Annotated in this window: 13 protein-coding genes; 9 read left to right on the forward strand and 4 right to left on the reverse strand. The window is 58.8% G+C overall.

What is annotated here, in order from left to right; translation table 11 throughout:
• Position 1: 1 nt before the first annotated feature.
• On the reverse strand, positions 2–964 hold the full coding sequence (locus LG327_RS11015) for an AAA family ATPase (RefSeq protein ID WP_404361860.1): 963 nt from the start codon (positions 962–964) through the stop codon (positions 2–4).
• A 251-nt stretch (positions 965–1,215) separates the two neighbouring features.
• Between LG327_RS11015 and LG327_RS11020 the strand changes: the two genes are divergently transcribed.
• From LG327_RS11020 to LG327_RS11035, 4 genes are all read left to right on the forward strand, one after another.
• Positions 1,216–6,120, forward strand: a complete 4,905-nt coding sequence (locus LG327_RS11020; protein ID WP_404369358.1) for an NAD-glutamate dehydrogenase — start codon at positions 1,216–1,218, stop codon at positions 6,118–6,120.
• A gap of 139 nt (positions 6,121–6,259) precedes the next feature.
• Positions 6,260–6,937, forward strand: coding sequence for a carbonate dehydratase (can, locus tag LG327_RS11025; protein ID WP_404361861.1), 678 nt, complete (start codon positions 6,260–6,262; stop codon positions 6,935–6,937).
• Between the two features lie 5 nt (positions 6,938–6,942).
• Positions 6,943–8,013, forward strand: coding sequence for a methyltransferase (locus LG327_RS11030; RefSeq protein WP_404361862.1), 1,071 nt, complete (start codon positions 6,943–6,945; stop codon positions 8,011–8,013).
• Between the two features lie 279 nt (positions 8,014–8,292).
• Positions 8,293–9,429: a methyltransferase gene (locus LG327_RS11035; RefSeq protein ID WP_404361863.1), complete on the forward strand. Its 1,137-nt coding sequence runs from the start codon at positions 8,293–8,295 to the stop codon at positions 9,427–9,429.
• Here LG327_RS11035 and LG327_RS11040 read toward each other — a convergent pair.
• Positions 9,408–10,022 carry a riboflavin synthase subunit alpha gene (locus LG327_RS11040; protein WP_404361864.1) on the reverse strand — a complete coding sequence of 205 codons (615 nt, stop codon included), beginning with the start codon at positions 10,020–10,022 and terminating at the stop codon, positions 9,408–9,410. The genes LG327_RS11035 and LG327_RS11040 overlap by 22 nt on opposite strands.
• Positions 10,023–10,216: 194 nt before the next feature.
• Here LG327_RS11040 and LG327_RS11045 point away from each other — a divergent pair, with 194 nt between their 5' ends.
• The 5 genes from LG327_RS11045 (at position 10,217) to LG327_RS11065 (ending at position 14,674) form a co-directional block, all read left to right on the forward strand.
• Positions 10,217–11,131 carry a hypothetical protein gene (locus tag LG327_RS11045; protein ID WP_404361865.1) on the forward strand — a complete coding sequence of 305 codons (915 nt, stop codon included), beginning with the start codon at positions 10,217–10,219 and terminating at the stop codon, positions 11,129–11,131.
• A 157-nt stretch (positions 11,132–11,288) separates the two neighbouring features.
• The gene (locus LG327_RS11050) at positions 11,289–11,963 is read left to right on the forward strand and encodes a TetR/AcrR family transcriptional regulator (RefSeq protein WP_404361866.1); all 675 of its coding nucleotides are present in this window, start codon (positions 11,289–11,291) and stop codon (positions 11,961–11,963) included.
• Between the two features lie 62 nt (positions 11,964–12,025).
• The gene (locus tag LG327_RS11055) at positions 12,026–12,529 is read left to right on the forward strand and encodes a L,D-transpeptidase family protein (protein WP_404361867.1); all 504 of its coding nucleotides are present in this window, start codon (positions 12,026–12,028) and stop codon (positions 12,527–12,529) included.
• Between the two features lie 58 nt (positions 12,530–12,587).
• A complete protein-coding gene (locus tag LG327_RS11060; RefSeq protein ID WP_404361868.1) occupies positions 12,588–13,907 on the forward strand; it encodes a mechanosensitive ion channel family protein in 1,320 nt (439 codons plus the stop codon).
• Positions 13,904–14,674 carry an S-methyl-5'-thioinosine phosphorylase gene (locus LG327_RS11065; RefSeq protein ID WP_404361869.1) on the forward strand — a complete coding sequence of 257 codons (771 nt, stop codon included), beginning with the start codon at positions 13,904–13,906 and terminating at the stop codon, positions 14,672–14,674. The genes LG327_RS11060 and LG327_RS11065 overlap by 4 nt, the downstream gene beginning before the upstream one ends.
• On the opposite strand, the gene LG327_RS11070 is transcribed toward LG327_RS11065, so the two are convergent.
• Positions 14,628–15,428: a CsiV family protein gene (locus tag LG327_RS11070; protein ID WP_404361870.1), complete on the reverse strand. Its 801-nt coding sequence runs from the start codon at positions 15,426–15,428 to the stop codon at positions 14,628–14,630. The two genes, LG327_RS11065 and LG327_RS11070, sit on opposite strands and share 47 nt — an antisense overlap.
• Before the next feature lie 102 nt (positions 15,429–15,530).
• Complete coding sequence (gene mfd / locus LG327_RS11075; RefSeq protein ID WP_404361871.1) at positions 15,531–19,100, reverse strand: transcription-repair coupling factor; 3,570 nt, start codon at positions 19,098–19,100, stop codon at positions 15,531–15,533.
• Positions 19,101–19,257 lie beyond the last annotated feature (157 nt).

Consider the following 19,257-nt stretch of genomic DNA (forward strand, 5'->3'; position numbering starts at 1 on the left):
ATCAGGCGGTCACCGGAACACAGTCAATCAGGCGCTGGATAAGGGAGTCGGGTGTCATCCCTTCTGCTTCTGCCTCAAACGTCAGCAGCATGCGATGGCGCAGCACATCAAAGGCCATGGTGCGAATATCATCCGGGCTGACGAAGTCCCGGCCATCCAGCCAGGCTTTGGCCCGGGCGCAGCGGTCAAGTGCGATGGTGCCACGGGGGCTTGCGCCAAACGCTGTCCAGCGGGCCAGCTCGGGGTCAAGACTGCCCGGGTCCCGGCTGGCCAGCACCAGCGCCAGAAGGTAGTCCTCAACTGCGCCCGACATGTAAATCTCACTGATCGCCTGACGGGCTTCAAATACCTGGCTGGCGCTGATGCTCACGGCGGCCTGGGGAATGCCCTGGCGGTAGTCGTTGCGGGCGAGATGAAGTATGTCCCGCTCGGCGCCCGGGGAAGGGTAGCCAATATTGACGTGCATCAGAAAACGGTCGAGCTGGGCCTCAGGGAGAGGGTAAGTGCCTTCCTGCTCAATGGGGTTCTGGGTCGCCATCACCATGAAGGGACTGTCCAGGGGAAAGGTGCGCATCCCCACACTGACCTGGCGCTCGCCCATGGCCTCAAGCAATGCCGACTGGACCTTCGCTGGCGCCCGGTTGATTTCATCCGCCAGCACCAGATTGTGAAAGATGGGGCCTTTCTGGAATTCGAATTCTCCTGTTTCCGGACGGTAGATCTCACTGCCAGTGACGTCAGATGGCAAAAGGTCGGGTGTGAACTGGATCCGATGGAAGTTACCCTCAAGGTGATCCGCCAGAGCTTTGATTGCCGTGGTCTTTGCCAGACCCGGAGCACCCTCCACCAGCAGGTGGCCATCGGCAAGCAGGGTGATCAGAAGACGTTCAACCAGGGCTTCCTGGCCGATTATCCGTTTTGCTAACTGAGCTTTGAGCTCACCGAACGTATGCTGAAGGGTCATTGGTGGAGGATTCTCCCGAATCGTCTGTTTTTCGTCGCCACAGTTTTTGTGTCTGGGGGGCAAAAATCAAGGGTTTGACTATGCTGTTGTGATGGCGCCGGATTTTATTCCAGTCAGCGCCATAACCGGCGTGGTTCAAAGGGGCCTGTGGCGCTGCCCGGCAGCTGGAGCCCCTGTTCATTACGATACTTTTAATTACGGTACTGTTAATAACGATACTTTCACGCACAGGGCAATGAGTGGGGATGACTATGAATACGCTGACTGTGGCCAGCAAGGATGAATTCTTTAAAAGGCTGGCCGATGCTTTCAGCCAGAAGATTGAGAAAACCGAAGCCAGAAAAATCAGCGATTTTGCCGTTCAGCATTTTACCCACCTCCCTCTGGAGGAACTGCTGGAGCGACGGTTCTCCGATGTTTATGGTTCCGTTCTCGCGGCCTGGCAGTTTCTTCAGAAACGGAAACCCGATGAAACGCCGGTCAAGGTATTCAATCCGGATCTGGAGAGTGACGGCTGGCAGTCCACCCATTCGGTGATTTTCATACTGCATCCCAACATGCCGTTCCTGATCGATTCAGTCCGCATCGCCATCAACCATCGGGAAATTGGCACTCACAGTATCTATCATTCGGTACTGCAGGTGGAACGGGACGCCAGTGGCAAGCTCAAAAAACTGCACAGCGGGCGCCAGAAATCAGCAAAGGCGAGCACCGAAGCACTGATCGTACTTGAGATCGACCGCCACGGCGATGATGCCGACCGGCGCGAACTGGAGGAGATGCTGCAGCAGGTGCTGCACGAAGTACGCATTGCGGTTGGCGATTTCCCTGTCATGAAAAGCAAGACGAAGGAGATTGTCGAAGAACTTGAAAGCACTACGGCAAAGATCGAGGGGGAGCAGCTGGAAGAGGCCCGCGCCTTTGTGAAATGGCTGGCGGAGGACCACTTCACATTTCTGGGCTACGACGAATACGACTTCGTCAAAGGCAAGCAGGGTGTGATAGTGGAACGGGTGCCCGGCTCGGAGCTCGGCATTCTGAAGGTCACCAACGAGCGTGCGGACAAGGTGCGCCTGGATAAACTGCCGAAGCGGACCCGGCATGAAATGACCCGCACCGATGATATCTTCATTTTTGCCAAATCCGCCCAGCGCTCCCGTGTTCACCGGCCCGCCTACCCGGACTACATCGCGGTGAAAAAGTTCGACGACAAGGGAGAAGTGATTGGCGAGCGGCGGTTCCTTGGGCTTTATACCTCCCGTGTCTACCACGAACGACCGGACGAGATTCCGCTGCTCCGTCGCAAGGTCAAGGCGGTTCTGGAACGCTCAGGATTTCTCAAGGAGGATTACGCAGGCAAGGAGCTGGATCAGATTCTGACCATGTACCCCCGGGATGAGCTTTTCCAGATTGAGAGAGACGAGCTCTACAGAACCGCGCTGGATATCCTGTATATCCAGGAGCGAAGAAAGATCCAGCTGTTCATGCGGGAGGATGTCTACGGCCAGTTCGTGACCTGTCTCTCTTTCTTCCCCAGGGACATCTACAACACGGAACTGCGGCTGAAGGTGGAAAAGGTGCTGCGGGAAATGCTCGCTGCAGAGGACGTTGAATTTGTCACTCACTTTTCGGAGTCCGTGCTTGCCCGCGTGCAGTTCACCATTCGGGTACCCAGGGCGGAAAACCGGCAGTTGCCGAAGGAAGAAATCGAAAAAAGGGTGATTGCCCTGGCCCAGTCGTGGCGCGACGGACTGGCGGAAGCATTACATGAGAGCTACGGCGAGGAACGTGGAAACGACCTGATGCGGCTTTACCATTCGGCGTTCCCTGCCAGTTATCAGGATGCATTTTCACCCCGGCGTGCAGCCATAGATCTGGAACACATCACTGAAGTGGCCAGTGGTGGCAGAAGCCTGACAATGAGTTTCTACCGGGCGCTGGAAGAAGATGAAACCATGCTGCATTTCAAGCTGTTTCATCCCGATGAACAGCTGCCACTGTCCGATGTGATGCCGGTTTTTGACAAGCTGGGCTTCCGGGTCATCGGCGAGCATCCGTTCGAGGTTCGGGACGCCGACGACAAAGTCATCTGGATCCATGACTTTTCTCTCCGGGCATCCAGCGGAGCGACCGTTGATATCCACAGGATCAAACCGATCCTTGAGGATCTGTTCTACCGGGTCTGGCACCGGGAGGCTGAGAACGACAGCTTCAACCGCCTGGTGCTGGCCTCCTATCTAAGCTGGCGGCAGATTGCGGTGCTCCGCACCTACTCCCGTTACATGCGGCAGATCCGGGTTTCGAACAGCCAGGCCTTTATTGCCAACACCCTGGTGCGGCATGTTTCGATGACCGCCGTGCTGCTGGAGTTTTTCGAAGTCCGTTTCAACCCGGAAAAGTACCAGAGCAGCGGCAAGAGCCAGGCAGCCCAGCAGAGGCTGGAACTGGAGTTCAACGCCGGCCTCGACAAGGTTGAGAACCTGAGCGAAGACAGGGTCCTGCGCATGCTTCTCGAGCTCATGCAGGCCACTCTTCGAACCAACTATTACCAACCCGACGCCGCCGGAGACGTTAAGCCCTACATCAGTCTGAAGTTCGACCCCTCCCGTATCCCGGATCTGCCTCTGCCCAGACCCATGTTCGAGATTTTTGTTTATTCGCCGCGGGTGGAAGGGGTCCATCTGCGTGGTGGCCGGGTGGCTCGTGGCGGGCTGCGCTGGTCGGACCGGTTTGAGGACTATCGAACCGAGATCCTTGGGCTGGTCAAGGCCCAGCAGGTCAAGAACGCCGTCATAGTGCCCGTTGGAGCCAAGGGCGGGTTCGTGGCCAAGAAGCTGCCCAGTCCCTCGGACCGGGATGCGTTCCAGAAAGAGGGGATTAAGGCCTACAAGACCTTCATCCGGGGCCTGCTGGACATAACCGACAATCTTGTAGATGGTGAAATTGTGCCGCCACAGCATGTGATCCGCCATGACGACGATGATCACTACCTGGTAGTTGCGGCTGACAAGGGCACCGCAACGTTTTCCGATATCGCCAATGGTCTCGCGGATGAGTATGGCTTCTGGATGGGTGATGCCTTCGCGTCTGGCGGCAGCCAGGGCTACGACCACAAGAAAATGGGCATCACTGCCAAAGGTGCCTGGGTTTCGGCTGAGCGTCATTTCCGGGAACTGGGTATCAATCCGGCCGAAGATGAGTTCTCCGTAATCGGTATCGGCGACATGGCCGGGGACGTGTTTGGCAATGGCCTGCTGCGCTCCGACAAGACCCGGCTGGTGGCCGCATTCAACCATATGCACATTTTCATCGACCCCAGTCCGGATCCGGTCAGCAGTTTTGCTGAACGCAAACGGCTGTTTGAGTTGCCCCGTTCGGCCTGGTCGGATTACAACAGCGAGTTGATCTCCGAGGGGGGAGGCGTCTTCAGTCGCAACGTCAAATCCATTCCGGTCAGCCCTGAGATGAAAAAGCTGCTCGATATCAAGTCGGATCGCGTGCCCCCGAACATGCTGATCAGCCACATTCTGAAGGCCCAGGCGGACCTGCTGTGGATCGGCGGCATTGGCACCTACGTCAAAGCCACTGAGGAGTCCCACGCTGATGTGGGAGACAAGGCCAATGACAACCTGCGGATTAACGGTAGCGAACTTCGCTGCCGAGTGGTGGGCGAAGGTGGCAACCTTGGCATGACCCAGCTCGGACGAATCGAGTATTCGCTCCAGGGTGGACGTCTCAATACGGACTTTATCGACAATGCCGGCGGTGTTGACTGCTCCGACCATGAAGTGAACATGAAAATCCTCCTGAACCGCGTGGTGGCTGCCGGTGATCTCACCGAAAAACAGCGCAATGTGATGCTGGAGCAAATGACTGATGAAGTCTCTGAGCTTGTCCTGCTGAATAACTATCGCCAGACCCAGGCCATCAGTATTGCCAGTTATGATGCCGCTAACCGGCTGGAGGAGTATCGCCGGCTGATGAACGCCTTCGAGAATGAGGGCAAGCTGAATCGGCAACTGGAATTCCTGCCGGACGAAGAAATGCTGGCAGAGCGCAAGGCGAAAAAGCAGGGCCTGACGCGGCCCGAGCTCTCTGTGCTGATCTCTTACGTCAAGGGGGATCTGAAACAGGTCCTGGTCAACAGCAGTCTTCCCGACGATCCGGATCTGACCAGGGAAATGTACAAGGTGTTTCCCGGGGCGCTGACCAAAAAGTTCACTGCTGAGCTGCACGATCATCAGCTCAGGCGGGAGATCATAGCCACCCAGGTTGCCAATGACATGGTCAACCACATGGGCATCACCTTCGTGGAGCGTCTGTCCCAGTCCACCGGGGCCTCGGCACCCGCAATCGCTCTGGCGTGGATCATTGCCCGTGACGTCTTTCGCCTGGATACCTGGTGGGACAGAATTGAGGCTCTGGATTACAGGGTCCCGGCGCAGTTGCAGATACGTCTGATGAATGACCTCATGCGGCTGATCCGTCGGGCAGTGCGCTGGCTGCTCCGCAACCGCCGCAGTGAGCTCAACATCCAGTCCCACATGGACAGGTTCTGCGACAACATTTCACTTATTACTTCGGATCTGCCGGAATATCTTGGCGGGCACGCGGAAGCGGAATGGCAGAAGTACTACCACGCCCTCCGCGAAGAGAATATCCCGGACGATCTCGCCGGTGTGCTGGCTGGCACCTCTTATCTGTATGCGGCCCTGGGTATTATCGAGGCCAGTGAGGCCACCAGCGTATCCCTGAAAACCGTGGCCAACCTGTATTACAGCCTGGGGGAGAAACTGGACCTGAACTGGTTCGCCAATGCCATTGCGAAGCTTGCCCCCAGTTCCCACTGGCAGGCACTGGCCCGGGAGAGTTTCCGGGAAGATCTGGACTGGCAGCAGAGAGCCCTGACAGCCGGCGTGCTCCGCATGGCAGGCAGCACGGGTGATGTAAACCAGTGCGTTGATGCCTGGATGAAGCAGTACCAGCCCATGGTCGAGCGCTGGAAAGACATGCTCGCAGAACTCCGAAGTGTGCGCGAACCCGAATACGCCATGTTCTCCGTGGCTCTCAGGGAACTGCTGGATCTGGCCCAGAGCACTCTGCATGCTCCTCTGGTGCCGATGCCGGAGCAGAGCCAGGAGGCTCCGACTCCTTGAGTATTGCCTTTGGCGGCCAAATCCCGTTCAATCTCGCCCCGTGGGTCGTCTTCAGCAGCGACCCCGGGCCCGCTGGTTGGCCAGCGGCCATGTCGGAGCCGGGCCGCGTGCCGGTGACCATTGGCGGGAGTGAGTCAGTATGCGTGTGTTAGAAGATCTGCTTGAGAGAAATGAGGCCTGGGCGGAGGGCATAAAAAAAGAAGATCCTGAGTTTTTTCAGCGTCTTGCCCGCCAGCAGGCGCCCGGGTACCTGTGGATCGGCTGTGCAGACAGCCGGGTGCCCGCCAACCAGATTGTCGACCTGCTACCCGGGGAGCTGTTCGTACACCGCAATGTGGCGAATGTGGTCGTCCATACCGACTTCAACTGCCTCTCGGTTCTCCAGTATGCGGTGGATGTCCTCAAGGTCAAACACATCATGGTGGTGGGTCACTATGGATGCGGTGGCGTCCGTGCGGCCCTGACTGACGGTGGCTTTGGTCTCATCGGCAACTGGCTGCGTCACGTCAAGGACGTGCGGGACAAACACGCCGGTGCTCTGGCCGCCCTGCCTTCGGAAAATGACCGGGTGGACCGTCTGTGCGAGCTCAACGTGGTGGAACAGGTGGGCCATGTCTGCCAGAACAGCATTGTCCAGCAGGCCTGGGCCAGCGGCCAGCCGCTTTCCGTGCATGGCTGGGTTTACGACGTAGCCGATGGTTTGCTGCGTGACTTTGGCCTGTGCATCACCTCGGAAAGCGATCTGGAAGCTGTTCAGCGCCAGAGTATTGAAGAGCTTATTGCCCGGCCTGTCCGCGCCGGAAGAATCCGGGGCTGAGCAGCATGTCGGCTTCCCCCCAGAGTCTCCCCAACAGCCATGAAGTTCTGCTGCGGAACCGGAAATCCATCTCCGGCACCCTGGCACTGATTGGCGTCACCGATCCTGCTCTTCTGGCTGCTCTTCCCGACGGCGGTCTGGCGATGACGGACCACCACGGCGTTTTCGGTCAGATGCAAGGGCATCTCCGCTGGCAGCCCGCCTTCGGTTATGACGATCCGGCTCTGCAGCCGGGTATGGCCGATTCAGCTGTGGTTTTCCTGCCCAAGGCCCGCTCCGAACTCACACTCAGGCTGGACCTGGCAAAATTTCTGCTGGCCACCGGTGGCCGTATTCTGCTGATCGGCGAGAAGCGAGAGGGCATTGCCGGCGGCATCAGGCAGCTCAGGGAACTGGCGTCTGATGCCATCAAGCTCGATAGCGCCCGCCACTGTCAGGTCTGGCTCGCCCAGCCGCAGCTTGCTGCTGGAAAAAACGGAGAAGCTGCCGATCATTTCGATATTGCCGCCCGGTTGAGCTGGCATTCATTTGAGGTTGCGGGAACGGCTGTGGACGTTGCGGGTCTGCCGGGGATTTTCAGTGATGGTCGCCTGGATGAAGGCACCAGAGTATTGCTGGAGAGCCTGGCTGAAATGAAGCTTCAGGGCCCGGTGCTGGACTTTGCGTGTGGGGCGGGGCCTGTTGGAGCCTGGCTGCATGCCCGCAGTCAGGGCAGGCTTACTGTTGATGGGGTCGACGTGCAGTCACAGGCTGTCTTTTGTGCCCGCCGTACATACCAGCGCAATGGTGTGCAGGGCGACATAATCCCTTCTGACGGCCTCCCCGACACCCTGGGTTCCTATCAGACAGTGGTGACCAATCCCCCCTTCCACACAGGGGTAAAAACAGACACGTCCATGACGGCAAGTTTCCTGCAGCAGGCGGCCCGTCATCTCAAACCTGGCGGTCAGCTGATCCTCGTGGCCAACAGTTTTCTTCCATACGAAAGCCTGATTCGGCAGCATATCGGCTTCTGTCAGAAAGTGGGTGGTGCCAGGGGCTTTACCGTCTACAAGGCGAGCCGCACACAGAGCTGAACTATTCGCAGCACCCTTCTGGTTCCTTGAGTCGCCGGGGAACACGTTGAGGCTGGGCGTTCTGTGAAATCCGGATGTCTCTGAGTTCTGGTACGTAAAATGCGGACGAAAAAAAGCCCCTGGGGTAAGGGGCGAAGAAGGGTTGCGCCCAGTTCAATGGCTGCAACCTTGACCAACCGGAGACATGGGTTGAACTCATATCACCAACAATAGGGTTAATTTCTAGAATAATCAGCCTAAAATCCGATTTTCCAACAATTCCCATCTCTGGACTGACAAATGGACGTACTGCAATTGCCTCAGGGAGGCCTCAGGCTCGTGCGCCCCGGCGCTGCTGAGGGCCTGAGAGCATGGGATGCCGCCGATGAACAACTGATCGAACATGCCAGAAACCTGGCGTTTGAAGGCTGCCGCCTGGCGGTGATTGATGACAGTTTCGGCGCCCTGTCCCTGGCACTTGCTGACTTCCGGCCGCAGCCCTGTGCCGACAGCGCCATGCTGAATTCAGGACTGGAAATCAACGGCCCGCTCAATGGCCTGCCAGTCATGAAGGCACAAAGCTGGCTCAGTCCGCCGGAAGGCCCTTTCGACCTGATACTGCTGAGAATACCCCGTCAGGCAGATTACCTTTCCTGGCTGCTACGCTGGGCCAACAGTGCTCTTGCCCCCGGAGGACGGATACTGGCTGGGGGAATGATCAAGCACATTCCCGATCGCAGCGCCGCAGTGTTTGGCGAGCTGGTGGGGACAGAGTCGGTTTTTCCCGCCCGGAAAAAGGCCCGGGTCATCCAGTGCAAGGGGGGCGAAGAAACGCTTGCCGGCTGGTCTGGCCAGTGGCTGGGGTACCATCTGCCGGACTCCGGCTTACGCCTTGAAGGCCTGCCAGCGGTTTTCGCCCGGGACCGGCTGGACATTGGCGCCCGGCTGCTGCTTCCACAGGTTGCCAGACTGGCCAGCGAGCAGACCGAGGGGGCCAGGCTGCTGGACCTGGCCTGTGGTAATGGGGTTCTGGGCCTCTCTGCGCTGCATGCCCATCCGGGACTGGATGTCGCCTTTTCCGATGTGTCCAGCCAGGCGGTTGTCAGTGTCCGCCACAACGCCGCGCTCAATTTTCCGGGCCGCGAGGTCTCAGTCGACCATTGTGACGGAGTGCCGGCCGGCGATAGCGGTTTTGATCTGATACTGCTGAATCCGCCATTTCATGAGGCGGGGGTGGTGGGGGATCACATTGCAATGCGGCTTTTCCAGCAGGCCAGTCAGAGCCTCCGGCCCGGAGGCCGGGTGCTGGTAGTGGGCAACCGCCATCTGGGATATCACCGCACCCTGAGACGCTGGTTTGGCCAGGTCGCCCAGCTGGATGCGGATCCCCGCTTTGTGGTTTTTGAGGCAGGCGCTCAGGGCGCAGGGCGGTCGTAGCCCAGCCGGGCCAGGGTATCAACGATGGTCTGGGTCTGGCTGTCGATCTCAATATTGACCTCATCGCCCACCTGGAGCCCGGAAAAGGTGGTGGCCCTCAGAGTCTCGGGAATCAGGTGGACACTGAAGCGGTTGCCCTCAACCCTGCCGATGGTCAGGCTGGCGCCATTGATGGCAATGTAGCCCTTGGGGAAAAGATAGAGGGACCATTCAGAGGGGACCTCGAAAAACAGGGTGCAGTTATTTTCAGGTCTTTCGATCTCCACCACCCGGGCTCTGGTATGAACGTGGCCGGAGAGCAGGTGCCCGCCTATCTCGTCGCCAATGCGGGCGGCGCGCTCGAAATTGACTGCATCACCGACCTTCAGCCGTCCCAGAGTGGTAACCGCGAGAGTTTCCTGCATCGCATCAAAACTCAGGCAGTCCCCGTGCTGCCGGGTGACTGTCAGGCAGGCACCGTTGATGGCAACGGAGGCCCCGATCGAAATGCCCTCGAGCTGGTTCCCGGGAAAGCGGACGTTAAAAGTGGTAAGCCCGACATCTGCAGTGAGCGAGTCGATGGTGGCAATACCCTGGACAATACCTGTGAACATACTTTTCCCTCTGATTGAACCATGTCACCCGGCGCGGGCTGGCCAAGAATAACGGCCCCTGCGATGCATGCCAAGTCACGGTATGGCTGGCTGGTCCCGAAACTGTCCTCAAGAAAATGCGGTTGCAGGCGATACACAGATACAGGGTGCAATTCCGGACGCCGGAATCCCATGCCCTTCTGCTGGAAGAGACCATGGCTGAAACAGATAACATGCAGAGCCGGGAACGTGTGGCTACCCCGAACGATCCAGTGCTTCGCCGTGGTCGCCCCGCCGATGCGCTGCCGGCACAGGCGCCGGTGCGTCCAGTCGCCGCCACGGCGTCGGCCCCGGAGGCTGAATTCACTGAAGCACCGCCTGGTAATGCCGTCGCGGCCAGTCAGGGGGAATCGTCAGACAGGCCGTCTGCGGAAGAACCCCAGGCTGAACCCATTGCTGACGATGCCCCGGCCACCACGGATCACGAGCACACGGCTTCGCGCCAGCGCTGGTTGCGGCAACTGCTGCGGCAGTGTGACCGTGTGCTTCTGCTGGATTTTGATCTGCTGGCCATGCCCGAGTGGCCGGACAGCTACACTCTTGCTGCCGCCCGTCGCAACCGCGACCTCTGGCTTTTCAGTGTCACCCTGGCTGCTCTGATCTTTCTCAGTGGCATGTCAGGGTTCGTGCCGGCCTGGGTCGCTGGTGGAGGGTTCGGAGCTGGTGTGCTAATGGCCCTTGCCGGTGTGCCCGGAATCAGACGACTGTTCACCAGCAGGATGTCCCACATTGAACTGGTCATGCTCCGCCGGAGACTGCTTCAGGATGCCCGAAAGCACATTGCGCACCTTGAGGGTAAATCGGGGCTGGTCTGGCAATGTGCCCGCATGGCCGAATTCAATCCAGCTGTTCGCTCCTCGCGGTTTACCGGTCTGATCAATCTGTCTGAACGCAGGGTGCTTGCCAGGGCGCTTGTGCGGCGGGAACATATCCGAATGTATTTGATCTATCTGCTTGAGGCGGAAAAGGCGTACGGCCGACTGGAAAATGCGTATTTCGAAGGTCACCAGCAGGCCATTGACCAGGGGTGGGAGTCGGCTGCCGGTGCCCCTGCATCGAGGGAGGCCTGAAACCTTTTTAACGAACAGAGCCCTTCTGCTCCCGGGAAAAGAAGCGCGTAGCTGGGTGATACGCTACTCTGGGCCCACGCATGTCTGTTACCTTGACATAAAGCAGTCTCAAACGTATGTTTAAAACAAACGTTTGGTGAATCACGTGGTAAGAGTTATGGCACAGTCGGACACGGTCGATCGGATTCTGGATGCGGCGGAAGAGCTATTCGCAGAGCGGGGCTTCTCTGAGACATCCCTGCGCATGATTACCAGCAAAGCCAATGTGAACCTTGCAGCGGTAAACTACCATTTCGGTTCCAAGAACGCCCTGATTCAAGCCGTGTTTGCACGTTTTCTTACGCCTTTTTCCGCCACCCTGGACCGGGCATTTGATGATCTTGAACGCCAGTGTGAAGGCAAGCCGCCGACACTTGAGCAGACACTCACTGCCCTGACCGAGAGTGCGGTGAGAATGCCCCAGCGCAATGAGAAGGGAATTTCCATCTTCATGAGGCTGTTGGGTCTGGCCTATACCCAGTCCCAGGGACACCTGCGGCGGTTTCTCGAGGAGGAGTACAGCGAACCATTTGGCCGGTTCATGCGCCTGCTCAAGGAGGGGACACCCCAGCTCACCGCAGTGGAGCGCTACTGGCGGATTCAGTTCATGCTGGGCGCCACAGCATTCACCATGTCCAGTAGCGATGCGCTGAGAGATATCCTGAAAAACAAGCTGGGCGTCGAGAGTTCCATGCAGGACATTGCCCGCCGTCTTGTGCCCTTCCTTGCCGCCGGTCTGCAGGCCAGTGATCAGCTGCACGGAGCCTCGTCCACCAGGCCCTCGGTTGCCTGATACCCGGCCGTCAGTTAGTCTCTTGAGCGCGACGTTACGACATTTCAGCAAGAGCAACGGTTATGGCTGTCGGCCCGGCTCCGGTCCCCCGTATTGACATCGATCTTGATCAGCAGGTTCTCACTTTGTACCGGGGATCCGATTCTGCTCCCCGCATCTGGCATGTGTCTTCTGCCCTCAGTGGCTCAGGTGAGGCACAGGACTCAGGTTGCACCCCCCGGGGTCAGCACTATATTCGCGCCATGGTAGGCCGGGGCTTGCCTCCTGGCACGGTATTCATTGCACGGCGACCTACCGGTGAGATTCATACCCCCGAACTAGCGCGGATGCAGCCATCACGGGACTGGATACTGAGCCGTATTCTCTGGCTCTGCGGACGCGAATGGGGCAGAAACAGGGGCCCGGGTGTCGATAGCTTCCGCCGGTTTATATACATTCACGGCACACCCGAAACAGAGCCCATGGGCATTCCCCGTTCCCACGGCTGCATCCGGATGCGCAATACGGATGTGATTGAGCTGTTTGATCTGGTCCAGCCGGGCACCCCTGTGCTTATTCATGGCTGAGTTAGTGCCCTGTTTTCCGGCACTGAAAATCATCCTTTGTGCGAGGCAGTAGATATTCATGATTGAGCAGGCACCCGAAGCCCTTCAGGTATATATCGAGAACTGGGACCTGCTGTCCCGTTTCTGGCGGGTCACCATTGTGGTGTTTCTGATGGTGATGGCAACAGCATCGGTGGCGTTTCTGGCAAGCTGGATAATACACCGCCTCGAAATCCGTCTGATGCGCAGCAAGAATCTCTGGGACGACGCTCTTCTGCACGCTGCGCGCAAGCCTGCTGTTGGGTTCGTCTGGCTGCAGGGTATCTACTGGGCTGCGGAGATAGCCTATCGCTATTCTGAGGCGGAGATATTCTCCGCCAATGCCATCCTCCTGAAAGTGGGCTTTATCTGGTTACTGGTGTGGACGCTCCTCGGGCTGATAAAGCAGGGAGAGCAGATTCTGGCTTCGCCAGTCAAACTGGAAAACCCCCTCGATTTCGATACAGTGACAGCGATCAGCAAGCTGCTGCGGGCGGTGTTCATTATTACCGCCATCCTGATTATCATGCAGACCCTCGGTTACAGCATGTCCGGCGTCCTGGCCTTTGGTGGCGTAGGGGGCATTGCCGTGGGTTTTGCAGCCAAAGACCTGCTGGCGAACTTTTTCGGCGGATTTATTGTCCACCTTGACCGGCCCTTCAAGGTGGGAGACTGGGTGAGGTCTCCTGACCGCAATATAGAAGGGATTGTGGAAAAAATCGGCTGGCGGCTGACCACTATCCGGACCTTCGACAAGCGTCCGCTCTACGTACCAAACGCTGTGTTCACCACCATTGCCGTGGAAAATCCATCGCGGATGACTAACCGGCGCATCTCCGAGACGATTGGCATCCGCTATGCGGACGTGAGCCAGATGGCCTCCATTGTGGGGGACATCCGTTCGATGCTGGCCCAGCACGAAGAAATCGATTCCAGCCAGACCCTCATTGTGAATTTCCTGGCCTTCAATGCTTCGTCTCTGGATATCATGGTTTATACCTTTACCCGCACCAGAGAGTGGGTGAAGTTCCATGAGGTGAAACAGGACGTGCTGCTGAGAATCAGCGATATCATCGAAGGATATGGTGCCGAGGTGGCCTTCCCGACCCGCACGTTGCATGTGCCGGAAACTCTCAGGCTGGCTTCGACCGCAGAGCGGGACCCGCAGGAAGGCCAGGAGGAACAGGAGGAGCAAGAGGGCCAGTTAAAACAGAAGGCTGCTGATCGTCAGACGGATTCTGGCCGCAGGAAAACCGCTAAAGCAGCCAGAGAAAAAGCCTCCGTGGACAAACGGGGCCAGCGTACCGAGAAAGGGGACGAGGGCGAAAGCCCGGCTGAAGAGGGAGACGCCGCACAATGAATACAGATAAGCCATCGCCAATTGGCATTCTTGGCGGAACCGGCCTGACCACCCTGTCGGGTCTGGAAATTTCCGGTGAAAAGATCATTGAGACACCCTGGGGGTCGCCATCAGCTCCCCTCGTGTTTGGTGCCCTGGGCAGCCAACAGGTGGTGTTCCTGGCCCGACATGGTCATCCCCACAGAATTCCGCCCCATGAGGTCAATTACCGGGCGAATATCTGGGCCCTGCAGGAAGTGGGCGTCAAAACGCTGGTCGGCGTGAACGCAGTAGGCGGCATCCATCCGGCGATGGGGCCGGCCCATATCGTGATTCCCGATCAGTTGATCGACTACACCTGGGGCAGAGGACATACTTTTTACGAAGGTGATCTGGAGGAGGTGACCCATATAGATTTCACCTTCCCCTACAGTGACCGGGGACGTCAGGAGCTGATTCGCGCCGCCCTGGATCTGGGGCTGAGTTACTCAGAGTCCGGGGTTTACGGTGCAACTCAGGGGCCAAGGCTGGAGACCGCCGCTGAAGTGCTCCGGATGGAGCGTGACGGTTGTGACATTGTGGGCATGACTGGTATGCCTGAGGCCGCACTGGCAGCAGAACTGGGCATGGATTATGTGTGTCTGGGTCTGGTGGTCAACTGGGCGGCCGGCAAGTCCGACCACATCATCACCATGGCGGAGATTCAGGCCGCCATTGATGAGGGCATGGCAGGCATCAGAGCTATTCTGGAGCGCTCGGTTCATCCTCTGGGGCACCCGCGTCCCTAATCCGCTTGAAGTACACCAGCACGCCAATGGTGGGGGAGTCCATGAAGTGGATTTCCCCGCTTCGCATCCGGCGGGTTTCATGAAGCCAGGTAACCAGTTCCAGGGGCTGAACCAGTGCCCGGGACAGAATCAGTGGGTCATCCCACAGAAGCCCCTGGCTGCCGGGAACAGGCACCACCTGACCCGGAGCCCATGGCGGCAGTGGCTCGGGTGTGACAGGCGGTACGGGTGCCGGCTGCCAGTGATTCAGGGCTGCGGTTACATGCAGGAAGCGCAGCCGGTCAATGCTGATGTAGCCCTCGATTTCCCTCTGCTGGGCGTCGGCTAGCCAGTTTCCGACGGCCACACGCATGGGCTCTCCCTTGTGGTCTGGGGGGTAATCCTCCTGCCAGGCGGCAGTGACCAGCACCCGGTATCGGCCACTTCCTTCAAGCCTCCGGGCAGGCTCGCTCAGGTGCATCCGCTCCGGGGGGACCAGTTCAAGGGTGGTTTCCGCTGCTCCGTCTTCCGGGACCACCCAGAGTTTTTCCTCGATCTCCGGGGGCGATGGCGGGATCCGCCCCGCCATCCTTTCTTCTACCTGGCTGGGATCAATCCTGCGCTCAAGCACCACGATTTCAGCTCGGTAAAGGTGGCGCTCCTCATCCTGCTCCCGCTCCTGGGCGGTGAGGGCAGAAGATGCCAGCGCCAGAATGAGTCCGGAGATGAAGGTGAGTGGCGTAAGGCCGGAACATGAAATGCCTGTGGATCGCAAGTGGCGTTCTCCGCGTTTGAGCCGCGATCTCAGGCCTGTTCTGCAGGCAAAAGCTCGGGCGGGTCTCTTGTTCAGGGTTGTTCAGGGTTCAACGTTCAAGCTTCAAGCCGGCGTCAGCTGGTTCAGCATGTTTGCAACGGCCTCGAGTTTACCACTGGTTGAGATATCCTTCAGCCGGAACCTGAAGCTGTTTGCGCCTTCCAGGCGGTACTGGTCCGGGGACTGCTGAACCTTCCTGACGAGCACCAGCGGATCAACCGGGGTCGTACTGCCGAACTCCAGTCGGGCCCATTCCTTGCCGGCATCCACTTTGGTAACGCCAAGGGCTTCGGCCTGGAGTCTGAGTTCGGACTGACGCATCAGATTTTTGGCAGGTTCCGGCAAAAGGCCAAAGCGGTCAATCATTTCAACCTGAAGTTCTCTCAGTGCTTCCTTCGAAGCAACGCTGGAAATTCGCTTGTACAGCATCAGGCGGTTATGCACATCTGGCAGGTAGTCGTCCGGAATCAGCGCCGGGATGCGCAGGTTCATTTCGGTGCCATGACTCAGAGGCAGTTCGGCATTGGGAGTTCGCCCCTCGCGAATGGCGGTCACGGCTTCTTCCAGCAGTTGCATGTACAGGGTGAAGCCGATGCTTTCAATCTGGCCGCTCTGTTCTTCCCCAAGCAGCTCACCTGCACCCCGGATTTCAAGGTCATGGGTGGCCAGCATGAAGCCGGCTCCCAGATCCTGGGCCTCGGCTATGGCGTCCAGACGTTTGCGGGCGTCGCTGGTGAGGGTTTTCGGCGGTGGCGTGAGCAGATAAGCGTAAGCCTGGTGATGGGATCGTCCGACCCGGCCCCGGAGCTGGTGCATCTGGGCCAGACCAAACTTGTCAGCTCGCTCAATGATGATGGTGTTGGCGCTGGGGATGTCGATGCCGGTTTCGATGATGGTGGTGCAGACCAGCACGTTGAACCGTTTGTGGTAAAAATCCGACATGATCTGCTCCAGCTCCCGCTCCCGCATCTGGCCGTGGGCCACTCCGACCCTTGCCTCGGGAATGAGTTTCCGGAGATCTTCCGCGGTCTTCTGAATGGTGCTGACTTCGTTGTGGAGAAAATAGACCTGCCCGCCCCGGAGAATTTCCCGGAGGATGGCTTCTTTCACCATGGCTTCGTCGCGCTGGCGGACAAAGGTTTTCACCGACAGCCGGCGGGCCGGCGGAGTGGCAATGATGGAAAGGTCGCGAAGGTGCCCCATGGCCATGTTCAGGGTGCGGGGAATAGGCGTCGCGGTCAGAGTCAGGAGGTCTACCTCGGCTCTCAGCGCCTTGAACCTCTCCTTTTGCTGGACACCAAACCGGTGCTCCTCGTCGATGATTACCAGACCGAGATTTTTGAATCTCACATCACCCTGGATCAGTTTGTGGGTGCCAATGACAATGTCGGCTCTCCCTTCGGCGATGTTTTTCATGGCGCTGGCTGTCTGGGACGTACTGCGGAAGCGGCTCAGCAGTTCGATACTGACCGCAGTATCTGAAAAGCGGTCCCGGAAAGATTCGTAATGCTGCTGGGCCAGCAGGGTGGTAGGTACCAGCACGGCCACCTGCTTGCCGGAAAAGGTTGCCAGGAAGGCGGCGCGCATGGCCACCTCGGTCTTGCCAAAGCCTACATCTCCGCAGACCAGGCGGTCCATCGGGCGCTCGCCAGTCATGTCCTCCATGACCGCTTCAATAGCCGCCTGCTGGTCCGGCGTCTCCTCAAACGGGAAGCCGGCCGCGAAGGCGCGATAAGCTTCGCCGGGATCCTCAAAGCAGAAACCCTTGCGTGCTTCCCGGCGGGCATAGACGTCCAGCAGTTCAGCCGCCGTGTCCCTGATCTTCTCCAGGGCTTTCTGTTTGGACTGGCTCCAGCGGTCGGTGCCCAGTTTATGAAGGGGCGCATTATCGGTGTCGCTGCCGGTGTAACGGGAGATCAGGTGAAGACTGGACACGGGAACGTAAAGTCTGGCGCTGCCGGCGTACTCCAGCTTCAGGAATTCCGTGGCTTCCCCCTCAAGGGTTATGGTTTCGAGGCCCTGATAGCGGCCCACTCCATGGTCGATATGCACAACCGGGGCTCCCATGCGGAGCTCGGAAAGGTCGCGATAACCGCCATCATTGACTTCCGTAGGCTTTTCCCGCCGCCGGCGCTGGAGAACCCGCTCGCCGTAAAGGGCGGTCTCGGTAATCAGGGCAATGCCCTGTTGAGGCAGAAGAAGCCCTTCTTCCATGGGAGCGATGGTGATGTACAGCGGCTGGCCGGCATCGTTAAGCCACGCCTCCCAGCTGTCGACTGCCTCCGCACCCAGCTCATTATCCCGCAGGCTGTCCAGCAGGGCTTCCCGGCGGCCGGACGATTCTGCGCAGATCAGCACCCGCCCGTCGAAGGCCTGCACGAATTCCCGCAGGCGTCGGGCGGGATCTGAAGCGCGGCCATCCATCGCCACATTGGGGAGGCTGCCCGCAGGACAGTGGACCTCGCGGCTGTCCGGCTTCTCCAGAGGTTCTGCCCGGGGGGTGACCCGGGGAAAGTGTTTCAGCTGGCTGAACAGCTCCTCCTTGAGCAGAAACAGCTGGGACGGTTCAAGAATCGGCCGGAAACGGTCGTGCCGGCGATCTTCATAGCGGGCATGGGCGTCAGCCTGGAACTGGTCCACGGACTGTTCGAGCTCCGGCGTGGTGAATACCCGGGTGGCGGCCGGCAGGTAGTCAAACAGGGTGGCTGTTGAATCAAAAAACAGCGGCAGGTAATACTCGATGCCGGGCGGGGTGATTCCCTGAGTCACATCCTGGTATATGGGCGCGGCCTTGTCAGCCCGTGGGAACTGCTCAAACCAGCGTCCCCGGAAGGCAGACCTGGCTTCCTTGTGCCATGGGAATTCGTTGGCCGGGAGAAGTTCGATGCTGTCGATCCGGTCAATGGAGCGCTGGGTCTCCGGATCGAAGGTGCGCAGGGTTTCGATCTCATTGTCGAAAAGGTCGATCCGGTAGGGCAGGGTGGCACCCATCGGATAGATGTCCAGAATCGCGCCTCTCACCGCATATTCGCCGTGCTCGTATACGTTATCCGCATGCCTGTAGCCAGCGGCTTCCAGCTGAAGACGCCAGCTGTCAATATGCAGGGTCTGGCCCACTTCCAGTAGCAGGGTGTTGCCCTGCAGATAGGCAACCGGCGGCAGGCGGTGCATCAGGGTCCGGGCAGGCACAACAAGGACACCGTGATCCGTTCGGGGTAGCCGGTGCAGGGTCCGGATCCGGCGGGAGCTGATGTCCTGGTGGGGGGAGAACATGTCGTAGGGCAGGGTTTCCCAGTCCGGCAGCGATAAGACCTCAAGCCCGTCAGCGCTGATAGCCGGCTGATCCTCGTCGAATGACAGGCCAAGATAGAAACGCATCGCCTGTTCCAGCCTAATCGCTTCATCTGTGCTGCGGGTGATGACCAGTGTCAGGCCCCGGTGTGCCCTGGCGGTTTCACAAATGGCCAGTGCTTCGCTGCTGCCATGAAGATTGCTCCAGATCCGATGCTCGCCCGCCTTGTCGGGAAAATCGGGCGCTACGAGATGGCCAGTCGGCGCCACGGTGGCATGGGCTGTCGGCTGGGTGCCGGGCTGATCCTGATTGGCCTGATCCTGAAAAGTACCTTGGCTCATGGGTAAGGCTATGCTCCTGCCGGGATCTGGCCAGTGCTGGCCGTTCCGCCCGGGCGGATGAATTGTGGGTGCTTATTCTAACGGGCCGGGATGACGCTGTCATGGCGGGTTCTGCGGCCAATGTTTCCCCGCCCGCTATTTGCGCCTGACAAGATTA

The organism is Marinobacter sp. (assembly GCF_044799475.1).
In the GTDB taxonomy this organism is placed as follows: Bacteria; Pseudomonadota; Gammaproteobacteria; order Pseudomonadales; family Oleiphilaceae; genus Marinobacter.

Bases quoted from the DNA above. Each gene is read 5' to 3' on its own strand.
- LG327_RS11015 (WP_404361860.1), bottom strand. From the start codon at position 964: ATGACCCTTCAGCATACGTTCGGTGAGCTCAAAGCTCAGTTAGCAAAA.
- LG327_RS11020 (WP_404369358.1), top strand. From the start codon at position 1,216: ATGAATACGCTGACTGTGGCCAGCAAGGATGAATTCTTTAAAAGGCTG.
- can (WP_404361861.1), top strand. From the start codon at position 6,260: ATGCGTGTGTTAGAAGATCTGCTTGAGAGAAATGAGGCCTGGGCGGAG.
- LG327_RS11030 (WP_404361862.1), top strand. From the start codon at position 6,943: ATGTCGGCTTCCCCCCAGAGTCTCCCCAACAGCCATGAAGTTCTGCTG.
- LG327_RS11035 (WP_404361863.1), top strand. From the start codon at position 8,293: ATGGACGTACTGCAATTGCCTCAGGGAGGCCTCAGGCTCGTGCGCCCC.
- LG327_RS11040 (WP_404361864.1), bottom strand. From the start codon at position 10,022: ATGTTCACAGGTATTGTCCAGGGTATTGCCACCATCGACTCGCTCACT.
- LG327_RS11045 (WP_404361865.1), top strand. From the start codon at position 10,217: ATGGCTGAAACAGATAACATGCAGAGCCGGGAACGTGTGGCTACCCCG.
- LG327_RS11050 (WP_404361866.1), top strand. From the start codon at position 11,289: ATGGCACAGTCGGACACGGTCGATCGGATTCTGGATGCGGCGGAAGAG.
- LG327_RS11055 (WP_404361867.1), top strand. From the start codon at position 12,026: ATGGCTGTCGGCCCGGCTCCGGTCCCCCGTATTGACATCGATCTTGAT.
- LG327_RS11060 (WP_404361868.1), top strand. From the start codon at position 12,588: ATGATTGAGCAGGCACCCGAAGCCCTTCAGGTATATATCGAGAACTGG.
- LG327_RS11065 (WP_404361869.1), top strand. From the start codon at position 13,904: ATGAATACAGATAAGCCATCGCCAATTGGCATTCTTGGCGGAACCGGC.
- mfd (WP_404361871.1), bottom strand. From the start codon at position 19,100: ATGAGCCAAGGTACTTTTCAGGATCAGGCCAATCAGGATCAGCCCGGC.